Annotated in this window: 28 protein-coding genes and 1 other annotated feature; of the genes, 2 read left to right on the plus strand and 26 right to left on the minus strand. The window is 39.7% G+C overall.

Annotation, left to right across the window (positions count from 1 at the left end; genetic code table 11):
• Positions 1-75: 75 nt before the first annotated feature.
• From nadA to nadB, 3 genes are read right to left on the minus strand one after another with little or no spacing between them, the layout of a single operon-like run.
• A complete protein-coding gene (gene nadA, locus AC3A54_RS03435) occupies positions 76-1,173 on the minus strand; it encodes a quinolinate synthase NadA (protein WP_487653321.1) in 1,098 nt (365 codons plus the stop codon).
• Position 1,174: 1 nt separating this feature from the next.
• Complete coding sequence (gene nadC / locus AC3A54_RS03440; protein WP_487653322.1) at positions 1,175-2,023, minus strand: carboxylating nicotinate-nucleotide diphosphorylase; 849 nt, start codon at positions 2,021-2,023, stop codon at positions 1,175-1,177.
• The gene (gene nadB, locus AC3A54_RS03445; protein WP_487653323.1) at positions 1,992-3,569 is read right to left on the minus strand and encodes an L-aspartate oxidase; all 1,578 of its coding nucleotides are present in this window, start codon (positions 3,567-3,569) and stop codon (positions 1,992-1,994) included. The genes nadC and nadB overlap by 32 nt, the downstream gene beginning before the upstream one ends.
• A 152-nt stretch (positions 3,570-3,721) precedes the next feature.
• On the opposite strand from nadB, the gene AC3A54_RS03450 reads away from it, so the two are divergent.
• A complete protein-coding gene (locus AC3A54_RS03450) occupies positions 3,722-4,852 on the plus strand; it encodes an IscS subfamily cysteine desulfurase (protein WP_487653324.1) in 1,131 nt (376 codons plus the stop codon).
• Positions 4,853-4,923: 71 nt separating this feature from the next.
• Entirely contained in the window at positions 4,924-5,463 is a 540-nt protein-coding gene (locus tag AC3A54_RS03455) for a 3H domain-containing protein (protein ID WP_487653325.1), read from the plus strand.
• 33 nt (positions 5,464-5,496) lie between these two features.
• Here AC3A54_RS03455 and pheA read toward each other — a convergent pair whose 3' ends face one another.
• From pheA to AC3A54_RS03570, 23 genes are all read right to left on the minus strand, one after another.
• Positions 5,497-6,354, minus strand: coding sequence for a prephenate dehydratase (gene pheA, locus AC3A54_RS03460; RefSeq protein WP_487653326.1), 858 nt, complete (start codon positions 6,352-6,354; stop codon positions 5,497-5,499).
• A gap of 68 nt (positions 6,355-6,422) precedes the next feature.
• Positions 6,423-6,878 (minus strand): ACT domain-containing protein, encoded by a 456-nt coding sequence (locus AC3A54_RS03465; protein ID WP_308083027.1) that lies wholly within the window; start codon positions 6,876-6,878, stop codon positions 6,423-6,425.
• Between the two features lie 26 nt (positions 6,879-6,904).
• Complete coding sequence (obgE, locus tag AC3A54_RS03470; protein WP_487653327.1) at positions 6,905-8,194, minus strand: GTPase ObgE; 1,290 nt, start codon at positions 8,192-8,194, stop codon at positions 6,905-6,907.
• A gap of 60 nt (positions 8,195-8,254) precedes the next feature.
• Positions 8,255-8,791 (minus strand): Spo0B C-terminal domain-containing protein, encoded by a 537-nt coding sequence (locus AC3A54_RS03475; protein WP_335545302.1) that lies wholly within the window; start codon positions 8,789-8,791, stop codon positions 8,255-8,257.
• 208 nt (positions 8,792-8,999) lie between these two features.
• Positions 9,000-9,293 carry a 50S ribosomal protein L27 gene (rpmA, locus tag AC3A54_RS03480; protein WP_191269736.1) on the minus strand — a complete coding sequence of 98 codons (294 nt, stop codon included), beginning with the start codon at positions 9,291-9,293 and terminating at the stop codon, positions 9,000-9,002.
• Positions 9,294-9,638: a ribosomal-processing cysteine protease Prp gene (locus AC3A54_RS03485; RefSeq protein WP_335545301.1), complete on the minus strand. Its 345-nt coding sequence runs from the start codon at positions 9,636-9,638 to the stop codon at positions 9,294-9,296.
• A gap of 14 nt (positions 9,639-9,652) precedes the next feature.
• Complete coding sequence (gene rplU / locus AC3A54_RS03490; protein ID WP_283919673.1) at positions 9,653-9,961, minus strand: 50S ribosomal protein L21; 309 nt, start codon at positions 9,959-9,961, stop codon at positions 9,653-9,655.
• A 13-nt stretch (positions 9,962-9,974) separates the two neighbouring features.
• Positions 9,975-10,058, minus strand: a sequence feature (ribosomal protein L21 leader region).
• Positions 10,059-10,127: 69 nt separating this feature from the next.
• Positions 10,128-11,591: an Rne/Rng family ribonuclease gene (locus AC3A54_RS03495; protein WP_487653328.1), complete on the minus strand. Its 1,464-nt coding sequence runs from the start codon at positions 11,589-11,591 to the stop codon at positions 10,128-10,130.
• A 46-nt stretch (positions 11,592-11,637) separates the two neighbouring features.
• On the minus strand, positions 11,638-12,504 hold the full coding sequence (locus tag AC3A54_RS03500) for a M50 family metallopeptidase (RefSeq protein ID WP_487653329.1): 867 nt from the start codon (positions 12,502-12,504) through the stop codon (positions 11,638-11,640).
• Positions 12,497-13,303 carry a peptidoglycan DD-metalloendopeptidase family protein gene (locus AC3A54_RS03505; protein WP_487653330.1) on the minus strand — a complete coding sequence of 269 codons (807 nt, stop codon included), beginning with the start codon at positions 13,301-13,303 and terminating at the stop codon, positions 12,497-12,499. The genes AC3A54_RS03500 and AC3A54_RS03505 overlap by 8 nt, the downstream gene beginning before the upstream one ends.
• Positions 13,304-13,421: 118 nt before the next feature.
• Entirely contained in the window at positions 13,422-14,225 is an 804-nt protein-coding gene (gene minD, locus AC3A54_RS03510; protein WP_308083018.1) for a septum site-determining protein MinD, read from the minus strand.
• Between the two features lies 1 nt (position 14,226).
• Entirely contained in the window at positions 14,227-14,907 is a 681-nt protein-coding gene (minC, locus tag AC3A54_RS03515) for a septum site-determining protein MinC (protein WP_487653331.1), read from the minus strand.
• A gap of 205 nt (positions 14,908-15,112) precedes the next feature.
• The gene (gene mreD, locus AC3A54_RS03520; RefSeq protein ID WP_487653332.1) at positions 15,113-15,631 is read right to left on the minus strand and encodes a rod shape-determining protein MreD; all 519 of its coding nucleotides are present in this window, start codon (positions 15,629-15,631) and stop codon (positions 15,113-15,115) included.
• Positions 15,628-16,509, minus strand: a complete 882-nt coding sequence (gene mreC, locus AC3A54_RS03525; protein WP_335545297.1) for a rod shape-determining protein MreC — start codon at positions 16,507-16,509, stop codon at positions 15,628-15,630. The genes mreD and mreC overlap by 4 nt, the downstream gene beginning before the upstream one ends.
• A gap of 61 nt (positions 16,510-16,570) precedes the next feature.
• Entirely contained in the window at positions 16,571-17,593 is a 1,023-nt protein-coding gene (locus AC3A54_RS03530) for a rod shape-determining protein (RefSeq protein ID WP_487653333.1), read from the minus strand.
• Between the two features lie 164 nt (positions 17,594-17,757).
• Positions 17,758-18,447 (minus strand): RadC family protein, encoded by a 690-nt coding sequence (radC, locus tag AC3A54_RS03535; RefSeq protein ID WP_309860347.1) that lies wholly within the window; start codon positions 18,445-18,447, stop codon positions 17,758-17,760.
• A 40-nt stretch (positions 18,448-18,487) separates the two neighbouring features.
• Positions 18,488-19,060 carry a Maf family protein gene (locus AC3A54_RS03540; protein WP_487653334.1) on the minus strand — a complete coding sequence of 191 codons (573 nt, stop codon included), beginning with the start codon at positions 19,058-19,060 and terminating at the stop codon, positions 18,488-18,490.
• 220 nt (positions 19,061-19,280) lie between these two features.
• Entirely contained in the window at positions 19,281-20,354 is a 1,074-nt protein-coding gene (locus AC3A54_RS03545) for a hypothetical protein (RefSeq protein WP_487653335.1), read from the minus strand.
• A 132-nt stretch (positions 20,355-20,486) separates the two neighbouring features.
• On the minus strand, positions 20,487-21,266 hold the full coding sequence (locus AC3A54_RS03550; RefSeq protein WP_487653336.1) for a hypothetical protein: 780 nt from the start codon (positions 21,264-21,266) through the stop codon (positions 20,487-20,489).
• Positions 21,263-22,039: a PilN domain-containing protein gene (locus AC3A54_RS03555; protein ID WP_487653337.1), complete on the minus strand. Its 777-nt coding sequence runs from the start codon at positions 22,037-22,039 to the stop codon at positions 21,263-21,265. Before AC3A54_RS03555 ends, AC3A54_RS03550 begins: the two co-directional genes overlap by 4 nt.
• A 4-nt stretch (positions 22,040-22,043) precedes the next feature.
• Positions 22,044-23,039 carry a type IV pilus biogenesis protein PilM gene (gene pilM / locus AC3A54_RS03560; RefSeq protein ID WP_487653338.1) on the minus strand — a complete coding sequence of 332 codons (996 nt, stop codon included), beginning with the start codon at positions 23,037-23,039 and terminating at the stop codon, positions 22,044-22,046.
• A 16-nt stretch (positions 23,040-23,055) separates the two neighbouring features.
• Positions 23,056-23,820, minus strand: a complete 765-nt coding sequence (locus AC3A54_RS03565; protein ID WP_487653339.1) for a prepilin peptidase — start codon at positions 23,818-23,820, stop codon at positions 23,056-23,058.
• Positions 23,821-23,824: 4 nt separating this feature from the next.
• Positions 23,825-24,352, minus strand: a complete 528-nt coding sequence (locus AC3A54_RS03570; protein ID WP_487653340.1) for a type IV pilin protein — start codon at positions 24,350-24,352, stop codon at positions 23,825-23,827.
• Positions 24,353-24,418: the final 66 nt, after the last annotated feature.

Raw genomic sequence — 24,418 nt, forward strand, 5'->3', positions numbered from 1 at the left:
CAATTCAGCATAAGTCTTTAAACAGGCATATAAAAAAGATGCCATCTTAGAAAATGACATCTTTTTTTACGTGGATTATGAATTTTGCAGCATTTTTTCAAGTGCCAGTTTTGCATTTTGGGCAATTTCTGGACTAACTTTAATAATATTTTGTGTTTCTTCCAAGGTATCCAGGCTCCAAAGTAAATGGGGCAGATCGATTCGGTTCATAGTCAGACAAGGGCACATATGTGGATTCAATGAAATGATTTTTTTATCCGGGTGATTTTTTATTAGTCGATTAACTAGATTCATTTCTGTTCCAATCGCCCAAGCTGTTCCAGGCTTAGCATTCTCAATAGCATGTATAATATAACTAGTTGAGCCCGCCATATCCGCTAGCTCGACTACCTCTCGGCGGCATTCTGGATGAACAATGATATTCATATTGGAGTATTGGTATCTAGTATCAATCACATTTTGAACAGTAAAATTTTCATGAACTGAGCAATGCCCTTTCCAAAGAATGACTTTAATTACAGAAATATCACCATCGAACTCCAACGCATTGGTTATTGGATTCCAAATAGCCATCTCGTCTAAGCCTATTCCTAAATCAGCCGCAGTATTTCTGCCCAAATGTTGATCAGGCAGGAAAAGAATTCGTTCTTTTTTCTCAAATGCCCATTTAACCATTTTCTCCGCATTCGAAGAGGTTACCGTGGCTCCTCCATGGGCACCTACAAATCCCTTGATGGCTGCTGTTGAATTCACGTAGGTTAAAGGAAGAATCGTGTCACCAAAAAGTTCCTGAAGCCGTTCCCAGGCTCGTTCTGTTTGCTGGATATCCGCCATATCAGCCATTGAACATCCTGCGCGCATATCTGGCAAGATTACCTTTTGGTTTTCAGATGTTAAAATATCAGCTGTTTCTGCCATAAAATGAACACCACAGAAAACAATAAATTCGGCCTCGGTGTTTTTCGCTGATAATTGTGCAAGCTGTAGGGAATCACCAGTCGCATCAGCAAACTGAACGACTTCATCTTTTTGATAATGATGCCCTGGAATAAACAAACGGGACCCTAGCTGTCTCTTTATCTCCATTACCCGACTTTCGAGTTCTTCACGTGTCATTTGCTTATATTTTTCAGGAATTATATTATTTTTTTCTAACGCCGCTAAAAAATTCACCTTACTCCTCTCCTTTGTTCCATCGGACTTTTACACTTATGTCTAATGCTTTATATGAATGAGTTAAGTAGCCAAGCGAGATAAAATCCACACCGGTTTCTCGGTAATCAGCGATATTTGTTAATTGAATTCCACCGGAGGCTTCGGTGATGATAGAAGGCGGAACTAATTTAATCAATTCCTTAATTTCATCAGGTGTACGATTATCAAACATAATGACATCTGCGCCTGCATTTACTGCTTCAAGCACTTGTTCTTCCGACTCAACCTCGACCTCCACCTTTACCATGTGACCAGCATTTTTTCTGATTGCATCTACTGCCTTTGTTATAGAACCAGCAAAGGAGATGTGATTGTCTTTAATCATGACTCCATCGTATAATCCGAAACGATGATTAAAACCGCCTCCACAACGCACAGCATATTTTTCAAGCATACGCAGGCCTGGCGTCGTTTTCCGTGTGTCACAAATTTTCGTATGACCACTGTCAAGCGTATTAACTGTTTTTCGAGTTAATGTGGCAATCCCACTCATCCGTTGAACAAGATTTAGGATGACTCTCTCTCCCTTTAATAAATCAGCAATTTTCCCTGAAACGTGTGCAAGCTCTTGTCCAATTTCGAATGTCTGGCCATCTTTTACAAATACCTGTGCTGAAATAGTAGTATTTAATAACTGGAACCCCGTTTTAATAATCTCTTCACCGCAAAAAATTCCAGCTTCTTTTGCCAGAAAAACAATTTCCCCATTTGTATCATCTGTAAAAATTAAATCTGTGGTAATATCTTGTTCGCCGATGTCTTCAATAAAATATTGCTCAAGTAGCGAGCGCAGTTTTAGTGTGTTCATTGGGTTTCTCCACTCCATGTATATATTTATGAATAATTGATTTCCTTAACCACATTTTGTCATCTTCCATTGGATAATCACTCCTAAAATGACCACCCCTGCTTTCGGTCCTCTTTAATGCGGACTCTGTAATCAGCTTGGAAATAATCAGCATATAAACCTTTGTCATTTCCACTGAAGAACAAGCATCTAAATTGATTTCTTCCGGCTTGTATTGGTCGATCCAGGCTAGCTGCTTCATAAGATTACCTTCATTTCTAACAATACCAACCCGCTCCATCATTAAATCCCTTATCTGTTGAACATCTGGTAGATCAAGGCTCTCTTTTTTAAAAGGAGGATAGAATGGCTTCGAATCTAAAGATTGAGTTTCTTTTTTGCCTTCATTGATCCATTTTGATAATTGGTCGCCTTGATATAATCCTTCTAAAAGGGAGTTGCTGGCTAAACGATTGGCACCATGTAATCCCGTGCAGGAGGCTTCTCCAATCGCATATAGTCCCATAATGGAAGACCTGCCGATTAAGTCTGTTTTAATTCCTCCCATTAAAAAATGGCTTCCTGGAGCGACAGGGATTTTTCCATCCGAAATACGGATTCCATTTTCCTCGCAAATCTTTGTAACCGAAGGAAATCTCTTTTCAAATTCAGCAATTTTACTGATATCTAAATAAACCTGGTAACCTTTTTTCAGACATTCATATATTCTTTGTGAGACAACGTGTCTTGGGCCTAGGTCCTTTAAAGGATGAACTCCCTCCATAATAGGAGTCCCGTCCTCCGTGATTAGGGTTGCCCCTTCCCCTCTAACAGCTTCCGATATTAATCCTTTTGTTTCTCCGTTTACATATAAGAGTGTAGGGTGAAATTGAACAAATTCCATATCCACAATTTCCGCTCCTGCTAAATAGGCCATCGCAATCCCATCACCACTTACCGTCTTCGCGTTTGATGTGTAGCTATATAGTTGACCGCAGCCTCCTGAAGCGATAATACAATAGGTGCCATAGAAGCTTCTTATTGACCCATCTAAGGCTTTAGCTTTAACCCCAATACAGCGGTTTTTTCTTGTATTTAGGAGTAATTCATAGGCGAAGACATTCTCTTCTACGATGACATTGTTCTTAAGCTTACTAATCAGATGCTCCATGACATTTTTACCAGTGGCATCACCGCCGCCATGAACAATTCTCTTTTCGCTATGTGCCCCTTCCATCCCAAGAAAAAGTTCACCCCGTTGATTTTTATCAAAAATATCGCCTTGTTGTGCCATCTTCTTTATTAGTAAAGGTGCGGCATGAATGACTTGTTGAACCACATCTGAATGGTTGTGAAATCTCCCTGCCTCTAGCGTATCGACCATATGTTTCGTTGGGTGGTCGTTTGCACTCAAGGCTGCTGCAATCCCACCCTGGGCAAGATAGGAATTTGCGGTTCTTATCTTTTCTTTTGTGAGTATCCTCACATTTAAATCCAGTTTTAATTGATTGGCGAGCTGCAATGCCGCTACTCCACTTCCAATGATTAATACATCATCTTTTGTCATGTTCTGACCCTCCTGACATAACAGGTGTCTTGACATATATATTTACATACAATTAAACTAAAAACAAGTACTTTAATAGAAAAATAGAAGGACAGTTAACTAGAGCTTTAGATTCTTAGGCTTAACCAAAAAATGAGTATGGGAGAAGTTTCATGATATATTGTGATTTTGCAGCCACAACGCCTATCGATCCAGAAGTAGCGCAGGTATATACAAAAGTTGCAACAGAATACTATGGCAATTCCAGCAGTCTTCATGATCTCGGTGGACTTTCACATTCATTACTTGAAAATTGTCGAGAAGAATTAGCCAATCTAATCGGGATTGATAAAAATGGGCTTTTTTTTACCAGTGGCGGATCGGAAGCAAACTTTTTAGCGATTGAGGCATTGTTGTCCTCCCCTAAAAAAGAAGGAAAACATATTATTGCTGGAATAGCGGAGCATTCATCTGTCCATGGAACGCTTAACAGGTTAAAAAAGGCTGGCTATGAAATCACTCTAGTACCTTTTAATTCAGCAGGACTGATTGATCATGAACAGCTATTGAATGCTATAAAATCTGATACGATTTTGATGATCCTGCAACATGTGAATTCAGAGATTGGAACAATCCAGCCTATCGTAGAAATGGCTAGAGTATGTAACGCTAACAACATCCACCTGCACAGCGATGTTGTTCAATCCTTTGGTAAAATAGATATTAAACCCATCGCACCTTTTGTCAGTAGTTTATCTTTTTCTGGTCATAAAATTTATGGACCAAAAGGGATCGGGGGAGCATATGTCGATCCCCGAATTAAGTGGGAACCCTTTTTTCCTGGAGCATCTCATGAAAAGGGATTCCGCCCAGGAACATTAAATATCCCAGCCATAGCTGCCATGACAGTAGCCGCACAGAAAATTCACGCAAGGCTCAGTGAGGATACCATTCACTTTCAGTCGTTGAGGCGTAATTTTATCGAGGCACTTGGTCCCATAAAAGACAGAATAAAGCTTTACCAAGCTGGCGAGGGGTCTCAGCTTCCTTCTATCATTGGATTTGGATTTAGTGGCATACAGGGACAATGGTTGATGCTTGAGTGTAATCGATTAGGCTTTGCTATTTCCACAGGAAGCGCCTGTCAGATTGGGATGCAGCAACCCGCAAAGGTCACTCAGGCACTTGGGCTAAATTTGGAAGAAGCAAAGGAGTTTATACGAGTCTCATTTGGTCAAAGCACCTCCCTTGAGGATGTTGTCCGTCTTGGGGAAACGATTGTTACTATTGTAAAAACATTTTGAGTTGTTCCCTTATTAAATCAAACGAAACTATGCTAGAATGATAAAACAGAATTAGATGTAGGAGGAATTATATGGTAGAGCAAAAGAAAATATTGGGAGAGGAAAGGAGGTCGCTCATTCTTCAACAACTAAAGGATAGCCCCATACCGTTAACAGGCAGCGAGCTAGCAAGTAGAACAAATGTCAGTAGACAGGTGATTGTAGGGGATATAACACTGCTTAAAGCAAAAAATGAACCAATTATCGCTACCAGTCAAGGGTATATTTATTTACAGCAAAACTCTAGTAAAAGTACGTTTGAAAGAACGATTGCGTGCCGACATTCACCAGAGGACACTGAAAGGGAACTTAATTTACTCGTTGACCATGGAGTATTAGTGAAAGATGTCAAAATCGAACACACGGTTTATGGAGATTTAACTGCATCGATTATGGTTTCTAATCGTCAAGAGGTTAAACAGTTTATGCAAAACATCCAGAATACAGGGGCTTCATTATTATCTCAATTAACAGATGGAATCCATCTTCATACCATTTCAGCCTCAAGTATTGATATCTTAGATAAAGCCGAAGCCGCGTTAAAAGATGAAGGCTATCTCATTGAATCATAAAAGGACTCGCTACATGCAGCGGGTCCTTTATTTTTAATCTAGTTTTACCATTATGGACGGATAACTACCTAATAATGTTACACCGCAGCCTAACGCTTCTAACTCCGCCATAGCGCCCGGAATCAAAACCTCATCAAGTTTCATTTCAATGTCAATAATGAAAAAGTAATTGCCTATTCCTGTCTTCATCGGTCTTGATTCAATTTTTGAAAGGTTTAATTTTCTCCACGCAAAGGCAGATAACACTTGATGAAGTGCCCCAGCTCGGTCATCTGCAGGAAGCGTCACCATCAACGTTGTTTTGTAATGAGTCGAACCACTTAATGCTGAAAAATCAAAATCTGCTTCAGTTAAAACCACAAAACGAGTATGGTTGTAGTCAAAATCATGAATGTTCCTTTTGACAATGGCCAGCCCATATTCTTTTGCAGCCAGTTCATTCGCAATCGCAGCAGATTTTAATTCAGGTCGTTCCATTACAAACTGAGCAGCGGCTGCCGTTGAAGATACAGCCTCATACGGGATGCCTTTAAATTGATTATGTAAGAATTTATGGCATTGAGCAATGGCGTGAGAATGGCTGTAGATTTTGGAAACCTCGATCCAATTTTCTGCATTAGATGGATGGACCATTAGATGCTGCTTAATGGGTAATGTAATTTCCCCGACAATCGGAACCTGAACCATATGTGTTAAATAATCAAGTGTAATATTAACGGACCCTTCAAGGGCATTTTCAATCGGTACCACAGCAAGGTCTACTTCCTTTTCTACTAAGGCATCCATGCTTTCAGGAATGGTTCGATACGGCATAAGATCAAATCCTGAAAAAACCTTCTTAACTGCGAGTTCTGTAAACGTAGCTTTTGGTCCTAAAAAACCAACCTTCATTCTTCCCCACCCCCAAAAATATAAAAAGAAGGCTGAAAACAGCCAAGCATAATGAACAATCGGTTCATTTACGCACCTGTTCCCAGCACTTCTACTTTCTCGACAAATTCAAGCTTTCTTAACTCAGAAAGCACTTCATCGAATCCCAAAGTCAAGTTCGATGTGTTTAATGACAACGTCACGTTAGCTCTGCCCTGAAGTGGAATCGTTTGATGAATAGTTAAGACATTACAGCCAGACGATGCAACTACTCCTAAAAGTTTGGAGAGAGTGCCGGAGCGATCCTCTAAATGGAAAAATAGGGTGATAAGCCTTTCCTTTGTAATCGTTGAAAAAGGAAATACCGTATCTCTGTATTTATAATAGGCGCTTCTGCTTAAATCGACCTTTTGAACGGCATCTGCCACCGATTCTGCTTTGCCACGTTCAAGCATATCCTTCACATCTATGGTTTTTTTCATCGCTTCAGGCAACACATCTTCACGGACCAGATAAAATTTTTTATCAACGTTATCCATCTTCATCTCTCTACCTCGATCTCTTACAGGAACTAATCAACAAACTCAAATTCAAATTCCATCAACTTAACGATATCCCCGTCTTTTGCTCCTCTTTGTCTTAACGCTTCATCTACCCCAAGAGTACGAAGCTGGCGTGAGAAACGGCGAACAGATTCTTCTGTTTGGAAATTAGTCATTTTAAACATTTTTTCAATCTTTTCACCAGAAATAACAAACGAACCATCTGGCTCTCTCGTAATATAAAAAGCCTCTGGGTCTGCTTCGTGCTTATAAAGAACACGATGTACGCCTGTATCCTCTTCTTCATGGTCAAGCGGGAATTCTGGAGTTTGCTCAATCTTATCTGCAATAGAGAATAAAAGTTCCCTTAGTCCCTTTCTAGTAATTGCTGAGATTGGGAATATTGGATAATCCTCTTCGAGACGTTCTTTGAATTTTTGTAAATTCTCTTCCGCTTCCGGAATGTCCATCTTATTCGCAACAATAATTTGTGGACGCTCTGTAAGTCGGAGATTATATTCTTCTAATTCTTTATTAATACTCAAATAATCTTCAAATGGATCCCGGCCTTCTATTGCTGCCATATCGATGACATGAACAATGACCCTAGTCCGTTCAATATGTCGTAAAAATTGATGTCCTAGACCTACTCCTTCAGAGGCACCTTCAATGAGGCCTGGTAGGTCTGCCATAACAAAGCTTCGATTATCTTCTGTTTCGACCATACCTAGGTTAGGAACAATCGTTGTAAAATGATATTCAGCAATTTTTGGTCTAGCGGATGAAACCACTGATAATAAGGTTGATTTCCCTACACTTGGATAGCCTACAAGACCAACATCAGCAAGAAGCTTAAGTTCTAATATGACTTCGCGCTCTTGTCCAGGTTCACCATTTTCAGCGATCTCTGGAGCCGGATTTGCCGGAGTAGCGAATCGAGAATTACCTCTACCTCCGCGACCACCTTTAGCAATAATTGCACGCTGACCATGTTCAACAAGATCGGCTAGAACTTCTTTTGTCTCAGCGTCAATGATTACCGTACCCGGTGGAACTTTAACGAGCATATCCTTCGCGTTTCTACCGTGTTGATTTTTTGACATTCCATGTTCACCACGTGGCGCCTTGAAATGACGTTGGTAGCGGAAATCCATTAAGGTACGGAGTCCTTCATTTACTTCAAAGATCACATCTGCCCCTTTACCGCCATCACCGCCAGCTGGACCGCCTTTTGGTACATATTTTTCACGGCGATAAGCGACAATCCCGTTGCCACCATCTCCACCTTTTACATATATCTTCGTTTGATCGACAAACATCTTATTCCTCCCGACTTGCACTTTTAAATAAACTGATATAACGAAAACGCCTTCAAGCCCTTATAAAGCAGGCATAAATATTTCTACAGAGAGTTCGTTTTCAGTGAATTCCTTCACCTCTAGCTCTAATGGCTTCTTCTGGTCAGAAAGGCATTCTTCAATCAGTTCCCTTTTTAGTATTATCCCGCTAAAATCAAAAAAGAAACGAACTCCTTCTGATTGCGGTTCAATTGTTATTGATAAATGATTTTCCTGGAATGCTTCAATTGCCTTATTTAAACATGAAAAAAAGGAATTTGTCCAACTTGTAATCATTATGTCATCAATTTTTGTTGACTCAGTGTCTTGAAAGACCTCATATTCCAGTTTAAATGAAGGGTTCACCCAATTGGATTTTAATAGTAAGGAAGCAAACAAAGGCATATGTAAATTTGAAAGCTTTGTCTCATGCTGTGCCTCAATCACAATTTCATCAATTACTGCTTTTGCTCGGTCCATTCGATTTAAATCCAAGTTTCCCTTTATTAATTGCAGTTTGTTTAACCAATCGTGTCGTGAGTGCCGCAACACTTCAACGATATCCCATTCTCTCTCCATACGCACACTCCTACATAAATGCGGAACATTGTTTGCTGTTAGTATATCAAAAAAATTTCCAAGAGTAAGCATTTTTATCTGAATGATTTGGTTTGTGGTAAAAAATGAGCTTGACGAAGTAGTTTCCTTGAAGAGTTTTGATGGAAGGTGTACTTTCGCAGCAAAAAGAAAACTCTAACCAAACAGGTTAGAGTTTTCAAAGTAATCCTTAAGCTTCTTGAGCTACTGGATAAACGCTCACTTTTTTGCGATCACGACCGAAACGTTCAAATTTCACAACGCCGTCAACTTTTGCAAAAAGAGTGTCGTCGCCTCCACGGCCAACGTTTTCACCTGGGTAAATCTTTGTACCGCGTTGACGGTAAAGGATTGAACCACCAGTTACAAATTGTCCGTCTGCACGCTTAGCACCAAGGCGCTTTGCGATAGAGTCACGTCCGTTCTTTGTAGAACCTACACCCTTTTTAGATGCAAACAACTGAAGATCTAATTTTAATAACATTTATTCCACCTCCTGCTTTTTGAAGGTAATTTTTATGTGCTCTCCGTATGTTTCTTCAATCGATCGTAATGAGACAGCCATTCCTTCGAGAAGAATCTGGATTTTCTCATAAACGTCTTCCGGAAGTTCTTCCGGGATAACGCAGCGGAGAAAGCCATCTGCCCGATGTTCAAGGTCTGGAGTAACGCCGGTAAGCTCGTGCACCGCATTGATAGCACCAATGGACACGGCGGATACGCCTGCACAGACGATATCTTTTCCACGATCCGCGAACAAGGCATGACCGCTTAGTTCGAATGATTGAATTTTTCCGGATTCAGTACGATAAATAGTAATACCTATCATCTTTTTTCAACACCTTACGCGTTGATTTTTTCGATGATTACTTTAGTGTAAGGTTGACGATGACCTTGCTTCTTACGATTGTTTTTCTTCGCTTTGTACTTGAAAACAATGATTTTCTTCGCACGGCCTTGTTTTTCAACTTTAGCTGTAACAGTAGCGCCTGCAACAACAGGACTTCCAACTTTTACAGTTTCACCGCCAACGAAAAGAACTTTGTCAAAAGTAACAGTCTCACCAGCTTCAACATCTAATTTCTCGATGTAGATAGCTTGGCCTTCTTCGACTTTCAATTGCTTACCGCCAGTTTCGATAATTGCGTACATGAACTGCACCTCCTTATAAACTCAGACTCGCCAATTACAGGCGCTCCTGCAAATCTGCAGAAATCTTATTACCTGTTCTGTGCGGTTGTAGCACGGGTGCGCTACAAACATAACATTAAAATCATACATAATTTAATCGAAAGTGTCAACCTATTATTTAGGTTCCTTACGAATAATCCATTACTCGTTGAGAAATCTCCTGAATCGTACCGAACTGCTTTAATTGATAATAATGCCGTTCAGAGGGCTGTATAGAAAAATATAAGGTAACCCGTAACAGGTCTTCTAACACTTCTCTATGCGCCTCATTTTCACCTAAGAGTGCGTCCTGCACCTCTTGCGTTACCTCAACTAGAATGGCTTCAAAATCAGCATGACGGTGCTCTAACAGCTCTCTTTCTAATCGGAAAGCCACCGTTTCAGCACTTAGGAGCCGCCCCGTCCCTTCACAAACCGGACATTTCACTTGTAACGCCTCAGAAATGCTTACCTTCGTCTTCTTCCTGGTGATTTGAAGAATGCCAAGTGGAGTAAAGCCGATCATCTTTGTTCTTTTTTCATCCCTTGACAGCTCGGATTCCATTAAGGAGAGAATGGATTGCTTGTCCTTTTCACGCTTCATATCAATAAAATCGATTAGAACAATTCCACCGATATCACGGAGTCGCAGTTGTCTGACAATTTCTTTAGCGGCGAGCTGATTCGTTTTTAACACCGTATCTTGATAATCCGTTTTTCCAGAAAACTTCCCCGTATTTACATCAATAATGGTTAGAGCTTCGGCTTCGTCAAAAATAAGATAGGAACCATGATCTAGCCAGACAATCCGTTTGAGTGCTTTGTCAATTTCGTGCTCTATCTTATTAACGGAGAAAATATTTTCTTTTCCATTGTAAAAAGTAATTTTAAGGTGCGGGTTGTTCTGTTCAAGCGTCTTCTTAACGTTCAAATCGTCTACCATTATTTCACCCGTCTCCATGGCAGCCACACGGTCTAGGACCATTTCCATAAAGGTATCTTTTTGGGATATGAGCCTTGGCTTCTTAAGGTGTGATGTTTGCTGGAGCAATTCCTGGTGTTGTTGACGTAGTACCATCAATTCCTCTTCAATCTCCGCCTTTGTACAGGTCATGCTGGACGTCCGAAAAATGATCCCCTCTTCTTCCGTTTTCAGGGTGCTGCCTATTTTTCGGAGGGTAATGTTTTGCTTTTCATCTGCAATTTTTTTACTAACTGCCACATAGCGTCCTGTAGGCATATAAATCAGATGGTTTCCATGAATTTCAATAATCCCCGTCACTTTAGGACCTTTTGTTCCTGTTGCATCCTTATCCACCTGAACGAGCATTTTCTCTCCCTGGTGAACAAAAGAGGTGACGTTCTGTTGTTTTTCAGATGACTGTACATACGAAGGCAGCTGATCCCGGTGCAAATAGGCATTTTTTTCCTCACCAATATCGATGAACACTGCATTCATGCCCGGAAGTACCTTCGTAACGGTCCCAAAATAAATATTACCGACCAGCGAGCGATGTTCTGGTCGGTCAAATACGATATTTTCGACACGGTTATTTCGAAGGTACGCAAATCTTTTTTCCCGTGACGTATAGTTGACAATTAATGTTTCCAATCCAGCTTCCTCACTTTTTCCATAGATGCTTTCATTATAACCATAATCAATATAAAAATAGAAGGTCGCTGATTTTATCTGTTAATCGTTTTTCTGTAAAGTACGCATGTAAAAGTTCATTTTCATCTAAGATTCCTTTTTCTTTTCCCGCTGCTTCCACTATAATTGGATGTTTGCAGCCTCGTTGAAATTTTTCTAAAACGTGAATCAATAAATCATGCTCATTCGCCTGTATAGGCTTTAAGGCACTTGGATTCGATTTTTTTCCATAATAGCGTTCTAATAAAAATCTCATAAAAATAAAGCGCCGCTGCTTCCATTCATGGTAAAGGGAAAAAGCTAGGAAGGCGATAATAACCCATACGTTGATATGCGATGGCGCAATTAATAGGATTAGGAATGAAAAAAGACCCAAACTTAAAAAGGAAAGGATAAGTGTCAGCCTGTGGGCACTCGGAAAGGAGTGTTTTAATGAGAGCAGTAAAAATATCAGCTTCCCCCCATCAAGCGGCCAAACTGGAAAAAGATTAAATATAAAAATCATTAAGTTGTAGTTGATAAAGAGCTGAAATAGGTCTTCAGAAATCAACGAGAACGATAGTAATAGGTAAGCTGCTCCCATCATCCAAAGATGCTGAAGCGGTCCAGCTACCACCACAATTAATTCTTCCTTTAATGGGCGATTCCCGTGTTCATCCATCTCTGCAACCCCGCCAAAGGGAAGAAGGGAGATTTTTTTGATTCTCCATGAAAAAAAAGAAGCTGCCGCTGCATGCCCCATTTCATGTATAAAAATGATCCCTAGCAGCAAGCAAACTTCAAGGAAATGTGCGGTCGCGATAGATATAGCAATGATAATCCACAGCAAGGGGTGGATATGAACTTGTCTGAGTAATGAAATGGCTCTATTCAAAACGGATCACCTGGATAGGGTCAATAAAATCATCGCCTTTTTTTATGGCAAAGTAATATTTCCCTTTTGTTTTATCTTCACCCGTTGAAGTGGAAACTGTTCCAACGACGGTTCTCTTGTCGATATATTCGTATAGGTTTACTTTTATTTCGTCTAAGTTTCCATACCATGTTTCCGTTTCATCTGAATGCTGGATGATGACGGTTTTTCCAATTCCCTCTTTTACTCCTGCAAAGGTGACTACACCACCGTTAATGGATTGGACTGGCGCTCCTTTACCTGTTTCAATCATGATGCCTTGCCCATTTTTTTCAAAGTTTTCGAGGATCTTCCCCATGGCTGGAACAGAAAATTCTGTTTGGACCACTTCTTCTTTTTTATCTGTTTTATCTCCCTCTGAGAAAGGCAGAAGTGCCAAGGGTTTGCCAAACTTATCTTCGTACCAATTTGAAACAGTGGCAAATTTAAAATCCTTGTCCATTGCACTGGTCACATAATCCCTTACTGGATCAAAGGTCGCTGTCTGGTTGCGAAACAGAATGGCTACCACGAGAAAAAGGAGGATGGAAGCCAATATTTTGAAGAAGAACACTTCTTTTTTAAATAACGGATGTCCGTCGTCTCCGTTGCTACTTTTGGAGCTACCCGTATAGTTAAATCTATATTTGTCATCATCATCCCCAGGCCAAGCGATTTGACGTTCTGGACGTTCTGGACTTTTTGTTGCTGTTGTTGAACCCATATCTTTTTTTCTTTTAGCGATTCGTCGCCGTATTTCCTCCGGTGTAGACCGCGCCATTCCCATCAACCCTTTTCCCACTTTTTTGTACAAGTCTATGTGAGAATTTTTAAGAGTATGACTGAATTTAATTTACAAAAAAAAGCCTGTCCACGGATAATCGTGAACAGGCTTGTATTTATCTAACTCCGAAGAACTTCTTAAGTTTGGTGAAGACGCCTTTGTTTACTTCATCTAGTGGTTGCAGTGGAATCGATTCGCCTAGAATTCTTCTAGCAATATTTCGATAGGCAATCGATGCTTTGCTGTTTGGATTCAGGGCAATCGGTTCACCGTGATTTGATGCTTTAATTACCTCTTCATCATCCGCAACAATCCCTATCAACTCAATAGATAAATGCTGGGTAATTTCATCAATTTCCAGCATGTCCCCGCTCTTCATCATATGATTACGAATACGGTTGACCACTAATTTTGGAGGCTCCATGTTTCTTTGTTTTTCTAAGAGACCAATAATACGGTCCGCGTCACGTACCGCAGACACTTCTGGTGTTGTGACAACAATCGCCTTATCTGCTCCTGCCACTGCATTCTGGAATCCTTGTTCGATACCAGCAGGGCAATCAATAATAATATAATCATAGTCCTGCTTTAATTCTGTAATAAGCTCTTTCATTTGTTCTGGTTTAACCGCCGATTTATCAACGGTTTGCGCAGCTGGAAGTAGATATAATAATCCATCAAATCGTTTGTCCTTTACTAAGGCCTGATGAATCTTACATCTTTTTTCTACTACATCGACTAGATCATAAATAATTCTGTTTTCAAGCCCCATTACGACATCTAAGTTTCGAAGACCGATGTCTGTATCCACTAAGCATACTTTTTTTCCTTGAAGGGCCAAAGACGTCCCAATATTTGCGGATGTCGTTGTTTTACCAACGCCGCCCTTGCCAGAAGTAATTACTATTGCTTCTCCCACTTTAATGTCCCCCTTCTAATCTAGTTAAATCTGGCCTTAAATGAATTAAAGCTTGTAATCTATCAACGATAATTTGTCGGTTATCATCTATATAAGCACATTCCATTTCGCGATTTTCGCTAGTTTTTACGGAATCAGGTGAACGATTGATGCAATCGCTAATTCTAAGCTGCGATGGTTTCATGCTTGATGCCGCAATCACGGCTTGTTCATTTCCATAACAACCTGCATGAGCCACACCCTTTAAGGTCCCCATAATGAAGATATTACCGCCTGCAACGACGGTCCCACCAGGATTCACATCACCAATCAACAGCAGATCGCCTGAAGTTTCAAGAACTTGGCCCGAACGAATGATTCTAGATACAGTCATAATCCCCGCTTCTGCCTTTAAACGTTCTGCTTCCACTTTTGTGATGACATTTGAAATAATATCATCCACAACTAAATTCTTTTTCTGTCGAATTAAGTGCTTTAGTTCTTCTCGTTGTTCTTCCGTAATATACCGATTCCCAATTTCAACTTTAACAGAAATTAAGTGGCGGTCATCTTGTGTTCTTAAATTCGCCGAAAGCTTCTGATCCAGTTCTTTTTTTAGGTCGTCGTAAGAACACTTATCATCAAGATGAAGGACAAGACCTTCCTTCGTTCCTTTTATTGTAACATTTTGCCGTTTTTTCATGGAGAATTTTCACCTCATAATTAAGAAAGCCGTCTAGAAACGTGCAATTCCCGTAAATTCCAAGGAATTTTGCACGTCTTTACACTAGTTCTGAATCGAAAGTACAGACTATCTGATAATAATTCGACATGATGCGTCCATTCTCCTCTTTTTTTAAATGAAAACTTAAGTAGCAAGGAACCTAAAAACGGTAAGCTGAAACTCATTATTCATCTCGTAAAGATTCCAAATGATTTTCAAATAATCTCTTTAAAGGATAGCCTGCTAGGATAATAAAAGCCGCATTTAATACAAGGGTTGGATAAAAACGCAAAGTAAGAAAACTCATAAAATCAAGGTTTGTGACATGGATTAAATAATCCATTTCATAGACACCCACTTCTAATAATGCAACAGCGAAAAGGGAAACGAGGAAAGCAATGATAAAATTCGCCTGCATGATATGCATGATTTTAGAAACAAGATACGAAATGAATGGATAGAGAAATAAATAAATTCCAATTATTTCTACGTAAATCACATCAAACAACAGCCCGAAAATAGCGGCATAAATGACACCTTTCTTTTTACCCACAAAAATCGTTAAAAACAACAGTGCTACAAAAAGAAAGTGCGGTACAAGGATTCGATCCTTACCCAAAATGCCATCTGGTAAGTATTGAACAAAGATACTTTCAAAAATCAATAAAAATAGAAACAAAAGAGGAAGAAGGAATTTTTTCATGATCCTTCCTCCTTCCCACCGGTTAAATCATTTTGATCTGGCTCGGCCATAAGTCTCTTCGTTACCATCACTGACTTGATGTCATAGAAATCGGCACCTGGTTTGACTAGTGCAGTTTGGTTTAGTCCATACTGGTCCGGCTTTACCTCTACTACTTTCCCTATCATTAATCCTTTAGGGAAAATCCCACCTAAACCAGAAGTAATTACCGTCTGGCCTTTTTCAATTTTCGCACTAGAAGGAATCGCCTTCACCATGAGTAGTTTTTTCTCTTTGTCATAGCCTTCAACAAGTCCGTACACATCGGTAGTTCCTTGAACAATAGCAGAAATCCGATTCTTAGGGTCCATTGCACTTAACAGCTGTACGGTTGAACTGAATTGAGTTACACTCTTAACCTTTCCAATCAATCCGCTTGCCGTAACAACAGCCATATTTTTCTTAACTCCTTGTAGATTACCTTTGTCGATAATAATCATTTCATGCCAACGATCAGGATTTCTACCAATAACTGTAGCTGGAAGTGGTTTCAAATCTCTCAGGGTCTCTTTTTCACCGAGAATGTCACGCAATTCTTTGTTGTCTTTTTTCAGTTCTTGAACTTCTGCTTCAAGGCTGACAAGATTTTCAATCCGTGATTTTAATTCTTTATTCTCTTCATATGTATTGGTTAAGTCCTGGAGATTTTCAAAAAAGCCGGCAACATAGTTGGTAGGCTTTGAAACCAGGGATTGAACCCAGCCGGCTGTATCTTTAATAAATTGTTCCGGCCAGGTAAGCTTCTCTCTCTCCCTTAAAGAAAACCCAATCAATGCCACGAGAACAATAATGCTGACAAGCAAAATAATCAGTCGTTTATTCAAGAAGAACTGTGGCATGATTATACACCTCTATTTTTTCTAGATAAAATTGCGTCGCCTAAAAAGAAGCTTCCTCTTTTTATCTTGAGTCTTTCGCTTTGTTTTTAAATAAATGAATATGATCTAACGCTTTTCCAGTCCCAATTGCAACGCAATCGAGTGGATTTTCAGCAATAAGGACTGGCATTTTGGTCTCTTCACTAATAACCCTGTCCAAATTTCGCAGAAGCGCGCCTCCACCCGTTAATACAATACCGCGGTCCATAATATCCGCTGCAAGCTCAGGTGGTGTTTTTTCTAATGTGTTTTTTACAGCCTCTACAATCGCGTAGACCGTGTCATTTAATGCGGTGGCAATTTCTTTTGCCGTGATTTCAATGGTTTTCGGCAGACCTGTTAATAAATCACGTCCGCGAATTTCCATGTTGTCGATTCCTTCCGGTATACCCGCTGAACCAATTTCCATTTTGATGGATTCCGCAGTGCGCTCCCCAATCATTAAATTATAATTCTTGCGGATATACGAAATAATGCTATCATCCATTTCGTCTCCAGCCACGCGAATCGATTGGCTAGTCACAATTCCGCCTAAAGAAATAATCGCAACTTCAGTGGTACCTCCACCAATATCAACGACCATACTACCAGTTGGCTCCCAAACAGGTAGGTTTGCACCAATCGCAGCTGCGAATGGTTCTTCAATGGTGTAAGCATCCTTCGCACCAGCTTGTCTTGTCGCGTCAATCACAGCCCGCTCCTCAACCGCAGTTATACCTGAAGGCACACAAACCATAACATATGGCTTTCCTGAAAAAGGATTATTACTTTTTTGGGCCTGACGAATATGGTGCTTCATCATTGATGCCGTTGTTTCAAAATCAGCAATGACCCCGTCCTTCATCGGTCTTAGAGCAACCACATTCCCAGGTGTCCGTCCGATCATATTTTTAGCATCATTACCAACTGCGACGATATTTTTTGTATCTGTCTGCATGGCAACTACTGATGGCTCACGCAAAACAATTCCTTTTCCTTTTACATATACGAGGGTATTCGCTGTACCCAGGTCAATTCCAAGGTCTCTTGATCTAATTCCAAACATAGTGTTGTATCTCCCTTTCTACACTTACAAAATGCAAAATAGCAATAGGCAGGTAATCGCCTTACTTATCATGTCTATTTCCTAATTAATTATTGGCCCTTTCACAGGCAGTCCTAAAAAATCATAACTAATATTATATCGTATCGTCAAATAAAACAATAGTGTTATAAATACCCTTTTTCCTTTAAACTCACAAACTTATTTTCACCGATGATTAGATGGTCAAGAAGGTCAATGCCAATAATTTTCCCACACTCGACCAATCTCTTAGTCACTTCAATATCCTCGCGGCTTGGTGTGGGGTCACCGGAAGGATGGTTATGAAGGGCTATGATGCTCGCAGCGGAACGCTTTAAGGCCTCGCGAAAGACCTCGCGTGGATGAACAATCGAGGCATTTAAGCTGCCGATAAAAACCGTTTGTTTATGAATGACCTGATTTTTTGTATTTAAATATAAACAAACAAAATGTTCCTGCGATAAAAAGCGCATATCATTCATGACATACTTGGCTCCATCCTCTGGGGAGCGGATCACATAGCGATCATTAAAGGATAGGTTGGAAATCCGCCTGCCAATTTCTACCGCTGCTAAAATTTGAATGGCCTTTGCTGAGCCTATTCCTTTAATTTCGGTTATTTCTTCTAACGTAGCGCCTTTTAATAGCCGTAAGCCTTCAAAATGGTTCAGCAGACGATTCGATAATTGTAGGACAGATTCATCCTTTGTTCCTGTCCGCAATAGAATTGCAATTAGTTCATGATTAGATAAACTTTGTGGTCCGTGTTGAATAAATCGTTCCCTTGGCCTTTCGTCTTGTGGAAAATCGCGAATCATCAATGTATCAGTTGACATTTTTTTCCTCCCTATATTCGGGAGTTAAGGCACAAAAAAGTTAATACGGTAACTGGTAGCCTGCCTTTCTTAATTCTCTGATCGTCCTTGCTACTGGCAGACCGACAACCGCAAAATAATCTCCATTTATTTTTTTGACAAGCATACTTCCGAGCTGTTGAATTCCATAGGCACCTGCTTTATCAAGCGGTTCACCACTTTGCACATATGAACGGATTTCGTCCTCCGTTAACTCCCAAAACCATACTTCTGTTTTTTCATAGAAACGGGTCTTGCTCGTTGGAGACACTATTGAAACACCTGTAAACACTTCATGCTGACACCCTGAAAGAGTTTTCAACATACGAACGGCTTCTGCTTCATCAGCTGGCTTTCCTAAAATTTGATTATTCGCAAAAACAATCGTGTCCGAACCGATAACAAAAGCTTCTTGATGGTCCTTAAACACAGCTTGTGCCTTTCGTTCGGCTAACTCCATTACTACCTCCTCAGGAGAGAGTGTGGGGTCAAAGCTTTCGTCTACTTCACTGCTTGAGACTGCGAATGTTAAGCGGAGATTTTCTAGAAGTTCTTTTCGCCGTGGAGAAGAAGAGGCTAAAATGAGGTTCTGCATTCAATCACCTTACCTTTTTTGCTTCATTAGGGAGATACAATTCAATCCTATCAGAAATTGTAGAAGCAAACAATTTTTATATAACTAAATTTTGAAGAAATCTGTCAAATTATGCATTTGAATTTGAAATCTATCACTTATTATGACGACGAAAAGCCTGCCCTATTTGGACAAGCTTTATGTTATTATTCATTTCCCGGAAAATATGTTTTTTTGTCGATTACATGGAATAGTAGACTGATAAAAAGTTTAATAAGTGCTGTTGGGCTGCACTTAAGCTTTTCTCGTCTTTTGATTTTTGAAAGTCCTTAATTTTAGCGTCTGCACCAACTAATTCAGCATGTAGCTTTTTTACATTTTCATTTTTTAATCCACTTACCTTTAACTGCTCGCCTAAAGCTGTTAATGTCTTCGTGGATTCCTCGGGAATTGACTTCGTAACCATGGCGCCAGAAGTTACAATAGACAACGCCTGATAGATGGTAGGTGCCCCTTCTAAAAAGGCCTTTTCCTTCTCAGATACGTCAGCCACCTTCTTTTCATCTACTAATAGCGGCTTGGCAAATACCTCTTCAACCCCATGTTCTTTGTACTGGGTTCCAAGGGATTTAGCCATTTCAATGGTATCCGCTACACCAAGAAATAAGTATTGCTTTCCGCTCATTTCAACTAATTGCGAGGGGATTCCCTTTTCTGTGATCTGATCTGCGGTTGCCTTTGCACCATCTTTTGACGAAAAAACTCCGCCTTGGATAACATAGGCTGTTAATTGCTCAATCACAGCAGTAGTTGTTTTCCCAGTAGTTGTTGTTGTCGTTCCTGTTCCACCTGTTTCTTCGACCACAGCGGGTACAGTTGCCACCTTCTTACTTGGTTCTGTAACCATCTTCAGCATAAAAATGCCAATGGTTAGACCGATGAGGATGGCAAAGGTCGCTGAAACAAAGATAGAGCCTAGCGGCCTACCATTCTTCTTTATGCTGTTTGAAGAAAAAGATGTGTTATTTTTAGGGCTGTTTTTCTTCGTATTAGTAGTAGTGGCAATTTTATATTCCACAAGATCATTGTCAGAGGATTCAGGAATGATCCAGTCAAAGCTCTCATCGACAGACTCCTGTGCAGCAGCTGTCTCTAAATAGCTGTCCGATTCTGTTGTGGCTGGGTTTATTTTGATCACTTTTGTTGCTGTGTTTGAGCTGACTTCTGGCTCCATTTTTGGAGCTTCTTCCTCAAACTTTGTATTTTCTCCATTTAATTTAATCTTAATTGTATTGCCTTTGTTAGGCTTGTCCACTATTCGTACTCCTCTCTTCCGCTAGCTCATTGGATTCATCCTAACATACAGGCAAAAAAAAATAACAAGACTTTTGTCGTCTTGTTATCGTAGACTTTCGTCAAATTATTTGTAAGTTCGCAGTGTTGTTAATTACGGCTGTGTTTGTGCGGTTGAAGGAAACTGACTTAATGGGTTATCCTTATCCGCTGGTGCCGGTGCATCGATCGTTGGCTGTTCTGCAGCTAAATCAGCTAAAGTTGGCATATAAAAAGCTGAAACTGTTAGGCTATAACTAATAGGTGTATCTTCTTGGCTTAGACTTGTAATTTCTTGTCCACCAGAATAGGTTATGGCCTCAACTACCACTAATCGCTGTAAGGATTCCAACGTTTCGATAAATTTTTCTAAATCCTCATATTTTGGTGATTTCACGCTCAACTGGACAGTCATTTTTTTTAATCCTGTAGGTACAGGAGTGGCCGACTGTTGAGTTTGCGCAGCATTTGGGTCTGCCGCAGTTGTTTGTGCAGTGTTTGTTGTTGTTGCTTGGGCAGCATTTGGATCAGTAGCTGCTTGGTCACTTGTAAGCGCAACATCTGCATCCTTACTAAATCCCATAGATGTAATCTGACTGTTCGATACATTTTCTGCTTTTTCAAGGTCTAGAATAAACTGTTCCTGAAGTGGACCAACAGGAAGCTTTTTCTGGAGCTCCTTTGTGTCAACCGTTGTCGTTTTAGTGGAAGCCGCCTTTTTTTGGCTGACAATATCCAACAGCTTTTGCTCTGACTTTAATTCCTGCTGCTTAATGCCTAAGTCAGACTTCAAAGGTGTTAACGAAAAGAATTGAGCATAGACGATGAGTAACACAAGCAAAAGAACACCGACGGCTACAATCAACTTGTGTTTTTTAGAGAGATAAAGCCTCATGAGCCCTTCGCTCCTTCCCCATCCTTCTTGCTTTTCTTGATCTCTTCCTTGTTGAACTTGATTTCAAACTGTCCTGTATAGCGAGGAAGATAGTTGGTTGACTTCTTTATTGTTGAACTGGTTGTAGCAGTTGTTATATTTGTTTGACTGGTTGTAGCTGTCGTGTTACTTTGATTTGTCTGATTTGTTGTTGTACCAACCGTTGTATTGTTTTGGTTATCAACACTATTTGGGTCAGTTGTCGTTTGGCTATTGGAAGCTGCAGTATCAGTAGCAGCATTGGTTTCTGTTTCAGGTTGAGTAGTTGAGAGCGAATTTAGACTCGCCTCTTCTATCCATTTAGATTCATGGAGACTATCTAAAAAGTAGGCTGCCTCTCTAGCACTATCAAATTGAACCGTAAGCGTAACAGTTCCAGCCTCAGTATAAGCAAAGGATTGGATAAATCCACGTTCTGGCAACAATGATGTTAAGTGCTTCATGACTGGTACTGTTTGAAGAGGATAGTCACTTGCCCACTCAATGGCACTTTTTAGTTGACTTACAGAACTAGTAGATGCCACTGTATCACTGTTTTGCTGTTCTTTATCAGCAATCTTTTTGGTCATCGTAATTTGTTTATCTAAGGATGCTATCTCGTCATTTATGGATTGGGTTTGCCAAAAATAATAGCCGCCAATGAGAATGAATAACGCAAGTAGTCCTGCAATCAGTATGATAAAGCTAAATTTTTTCGGTTCCTTCTGTGGAAGCAGGTTAATTTCAACTAGCATTGCATTAATTCACCTCTTTTAAAGCGAGACCTAGTGATAGTAATAGATTTGCCGGTACGCTTCCTGTTTTTCCTTTATTAGTAGAATCAACAAGTAGCCTCTCAACTGGAGCTTCAAATCTTTCTTTCATTTCATCCGTTACTGCTTGAAGCATAGGATGATCTCCTGCTATTAGAAACTTAGAAATTTCATTTTTCTCATTGTTAAGAGCATAACGATAAAAGTCTATTAATTTACTTATCTCTTTAAAAATATCTTCAAACTCAATGACCAGTTCATCTGCTTCACCTGTGTATTTCAAGTTTATTAATCCCAAATCGTCTCTTTTAATTTCCCATTGTTCTAAGTTGAAAGGTAAGGCGAAAGGACGCATAACAACAGGGACTGTCCGCTCAAAAATACAAAAATTCACACTTGTTAAATCAAGTTGAATAGTAAAAAGGTTTTCGTTTTCACTATGGTGACCAATCTGATGGTATAACCGGTATAATGCTAGAGGAGAAATATCCGCAGCAATTGGTGTTAATTTTAGACTTGAAAATAAATTAGCATATTCCATTACATATTGTTCAGGTGCTGCAAACAAAAGAAGATCTATTGTTTTATCATTGCTTGTAAGAGGATAAAAATCAAAAATTGGCTCTTCAAAAGGTAAATGAATACTAGAGCCGAGTTCTAGATACAAATAACCCTTCATCTCATCATCTTGAATTTCTACAGGAACAGATACTTTACGGATGATGACTAATTGGTCAGGAACAATAAATCGAATAGTACGCCGTTGGATTTTCCATTCGTCAATACACTCTTCTAAAATGTTCGCTAACGAATCAATATCGACGATTTTCCCGTCAGAAATGATGCCAGGTGGTAAGAAGCGCTCTCCCCACTTTTGGGGTCTAGGAGGATTGGCTTGCTTCAATTCCAGATAGCGAATGGAATGATCATTTAGTACTAGATTAATTATTCGATTTTTGGATGAAAAGAGGGAAAAAGCCATTTAAAAAACCCCTTAGTTAAAATCCTTGATTAAGAAAACGTAAATAAAAATCGATCATTTCCGATCCCCAATAATATGCGGACAAGGTCCCCGCAGCGATAAATGGGCCAAAAGGTATAGGTTGTCGCCTTTTGAAGATTCTAAATAACAGTGCTAATCCACCGATAACAGCACCGTACAATGTTGAAAGGAAGAACGATAAGAGCACCAATTTAAATCCAAGGATAAACCCTAGTAATGCATACAGTTTTACATCTCCAAAACCCATGCCGCCTTTGCTGACAAGTGCGATGACTAAGAGAAGAGTAAAACCTACAACTGCACCTAATAGGCTGTCCCACCAGGGGATTAATGGCCAAATTAATCGTTCCAATAAAAAAATCCCTGCAAACCAGATGAGAATTTTATCAGGGATGATCATATAGTGAATATCCGAAACGATGATAATAATAAACATTGAAATTAATGATAAGGCAACAACTAATTCACCAGACCATCCAACCACTAATGGAGCTGTTACAAACAGAATACCTGTTAGCAGTTCCATAGTCGGATATATAGGAGAAATCCGCGACTGACAGCCGCGGCATTTGCCTTTTTGAATTATATAAGAAAATACTGGAATTAATTCATAGGCTTTAAGTTGATGACCGCATGTTGGACATGCAGATCTCGGAGCTACGATTGATTTTTTTAATGGAATTCGCAGGCCAACTACATTGTAGAATGATCCTAGTATTATTCCATAAAGAAAAAATAACAGTTGGAGCAAAGAAATCATATTCTTACTTAACAGCACTGCGTTTTAATAATTTTTCTGCTACAGGCTTTGTTCTTTCTCCAATAGATTTTTTGCTGCCTACAAGAACAACAGAATACGTATATTTTCCAGTAACATCCAACTCTATTCGAACATAAGAATCTCCCTCCGCTGGTTCAGTAGTGAAGGCAGTACTTGCAGTTGCAGTATTAGCAGCAGTTGCAGCCGTATATGCAGTTCCTGTATCAGGATCCTTAATAGTTTCTAGAAAACCCTTCTCTTCCAAATATTTCAAGTTAACATAAGTATAGCTTGATGTACTTGTTTTTTGAACTGGGCGAAGATCCTCATCCCCTGCGACAGCTAATTTTGTTGCGCTAATCATTTGTTGTGCATTTGCCACATGTGCATCTTTTTTACTATTGTCTATTAATCCTAAAATACTTGGTACTGCAATTGCTGCTATGATACCTAAAATAACTACAACAGCAAGTAGTTCAATTAATGTTAAACCTTGTTGGTCTTTAAGCTTGTTTTTTAACATTCGAATCATGATTTTCTCTCCCTCTAATAGGTCTATGAACCTAGTAATATTTTCTCTTGTAGTATACATTAATTT

The organism is Neobacillus sp. Soil_C_43, assembly GCF_057656715.1.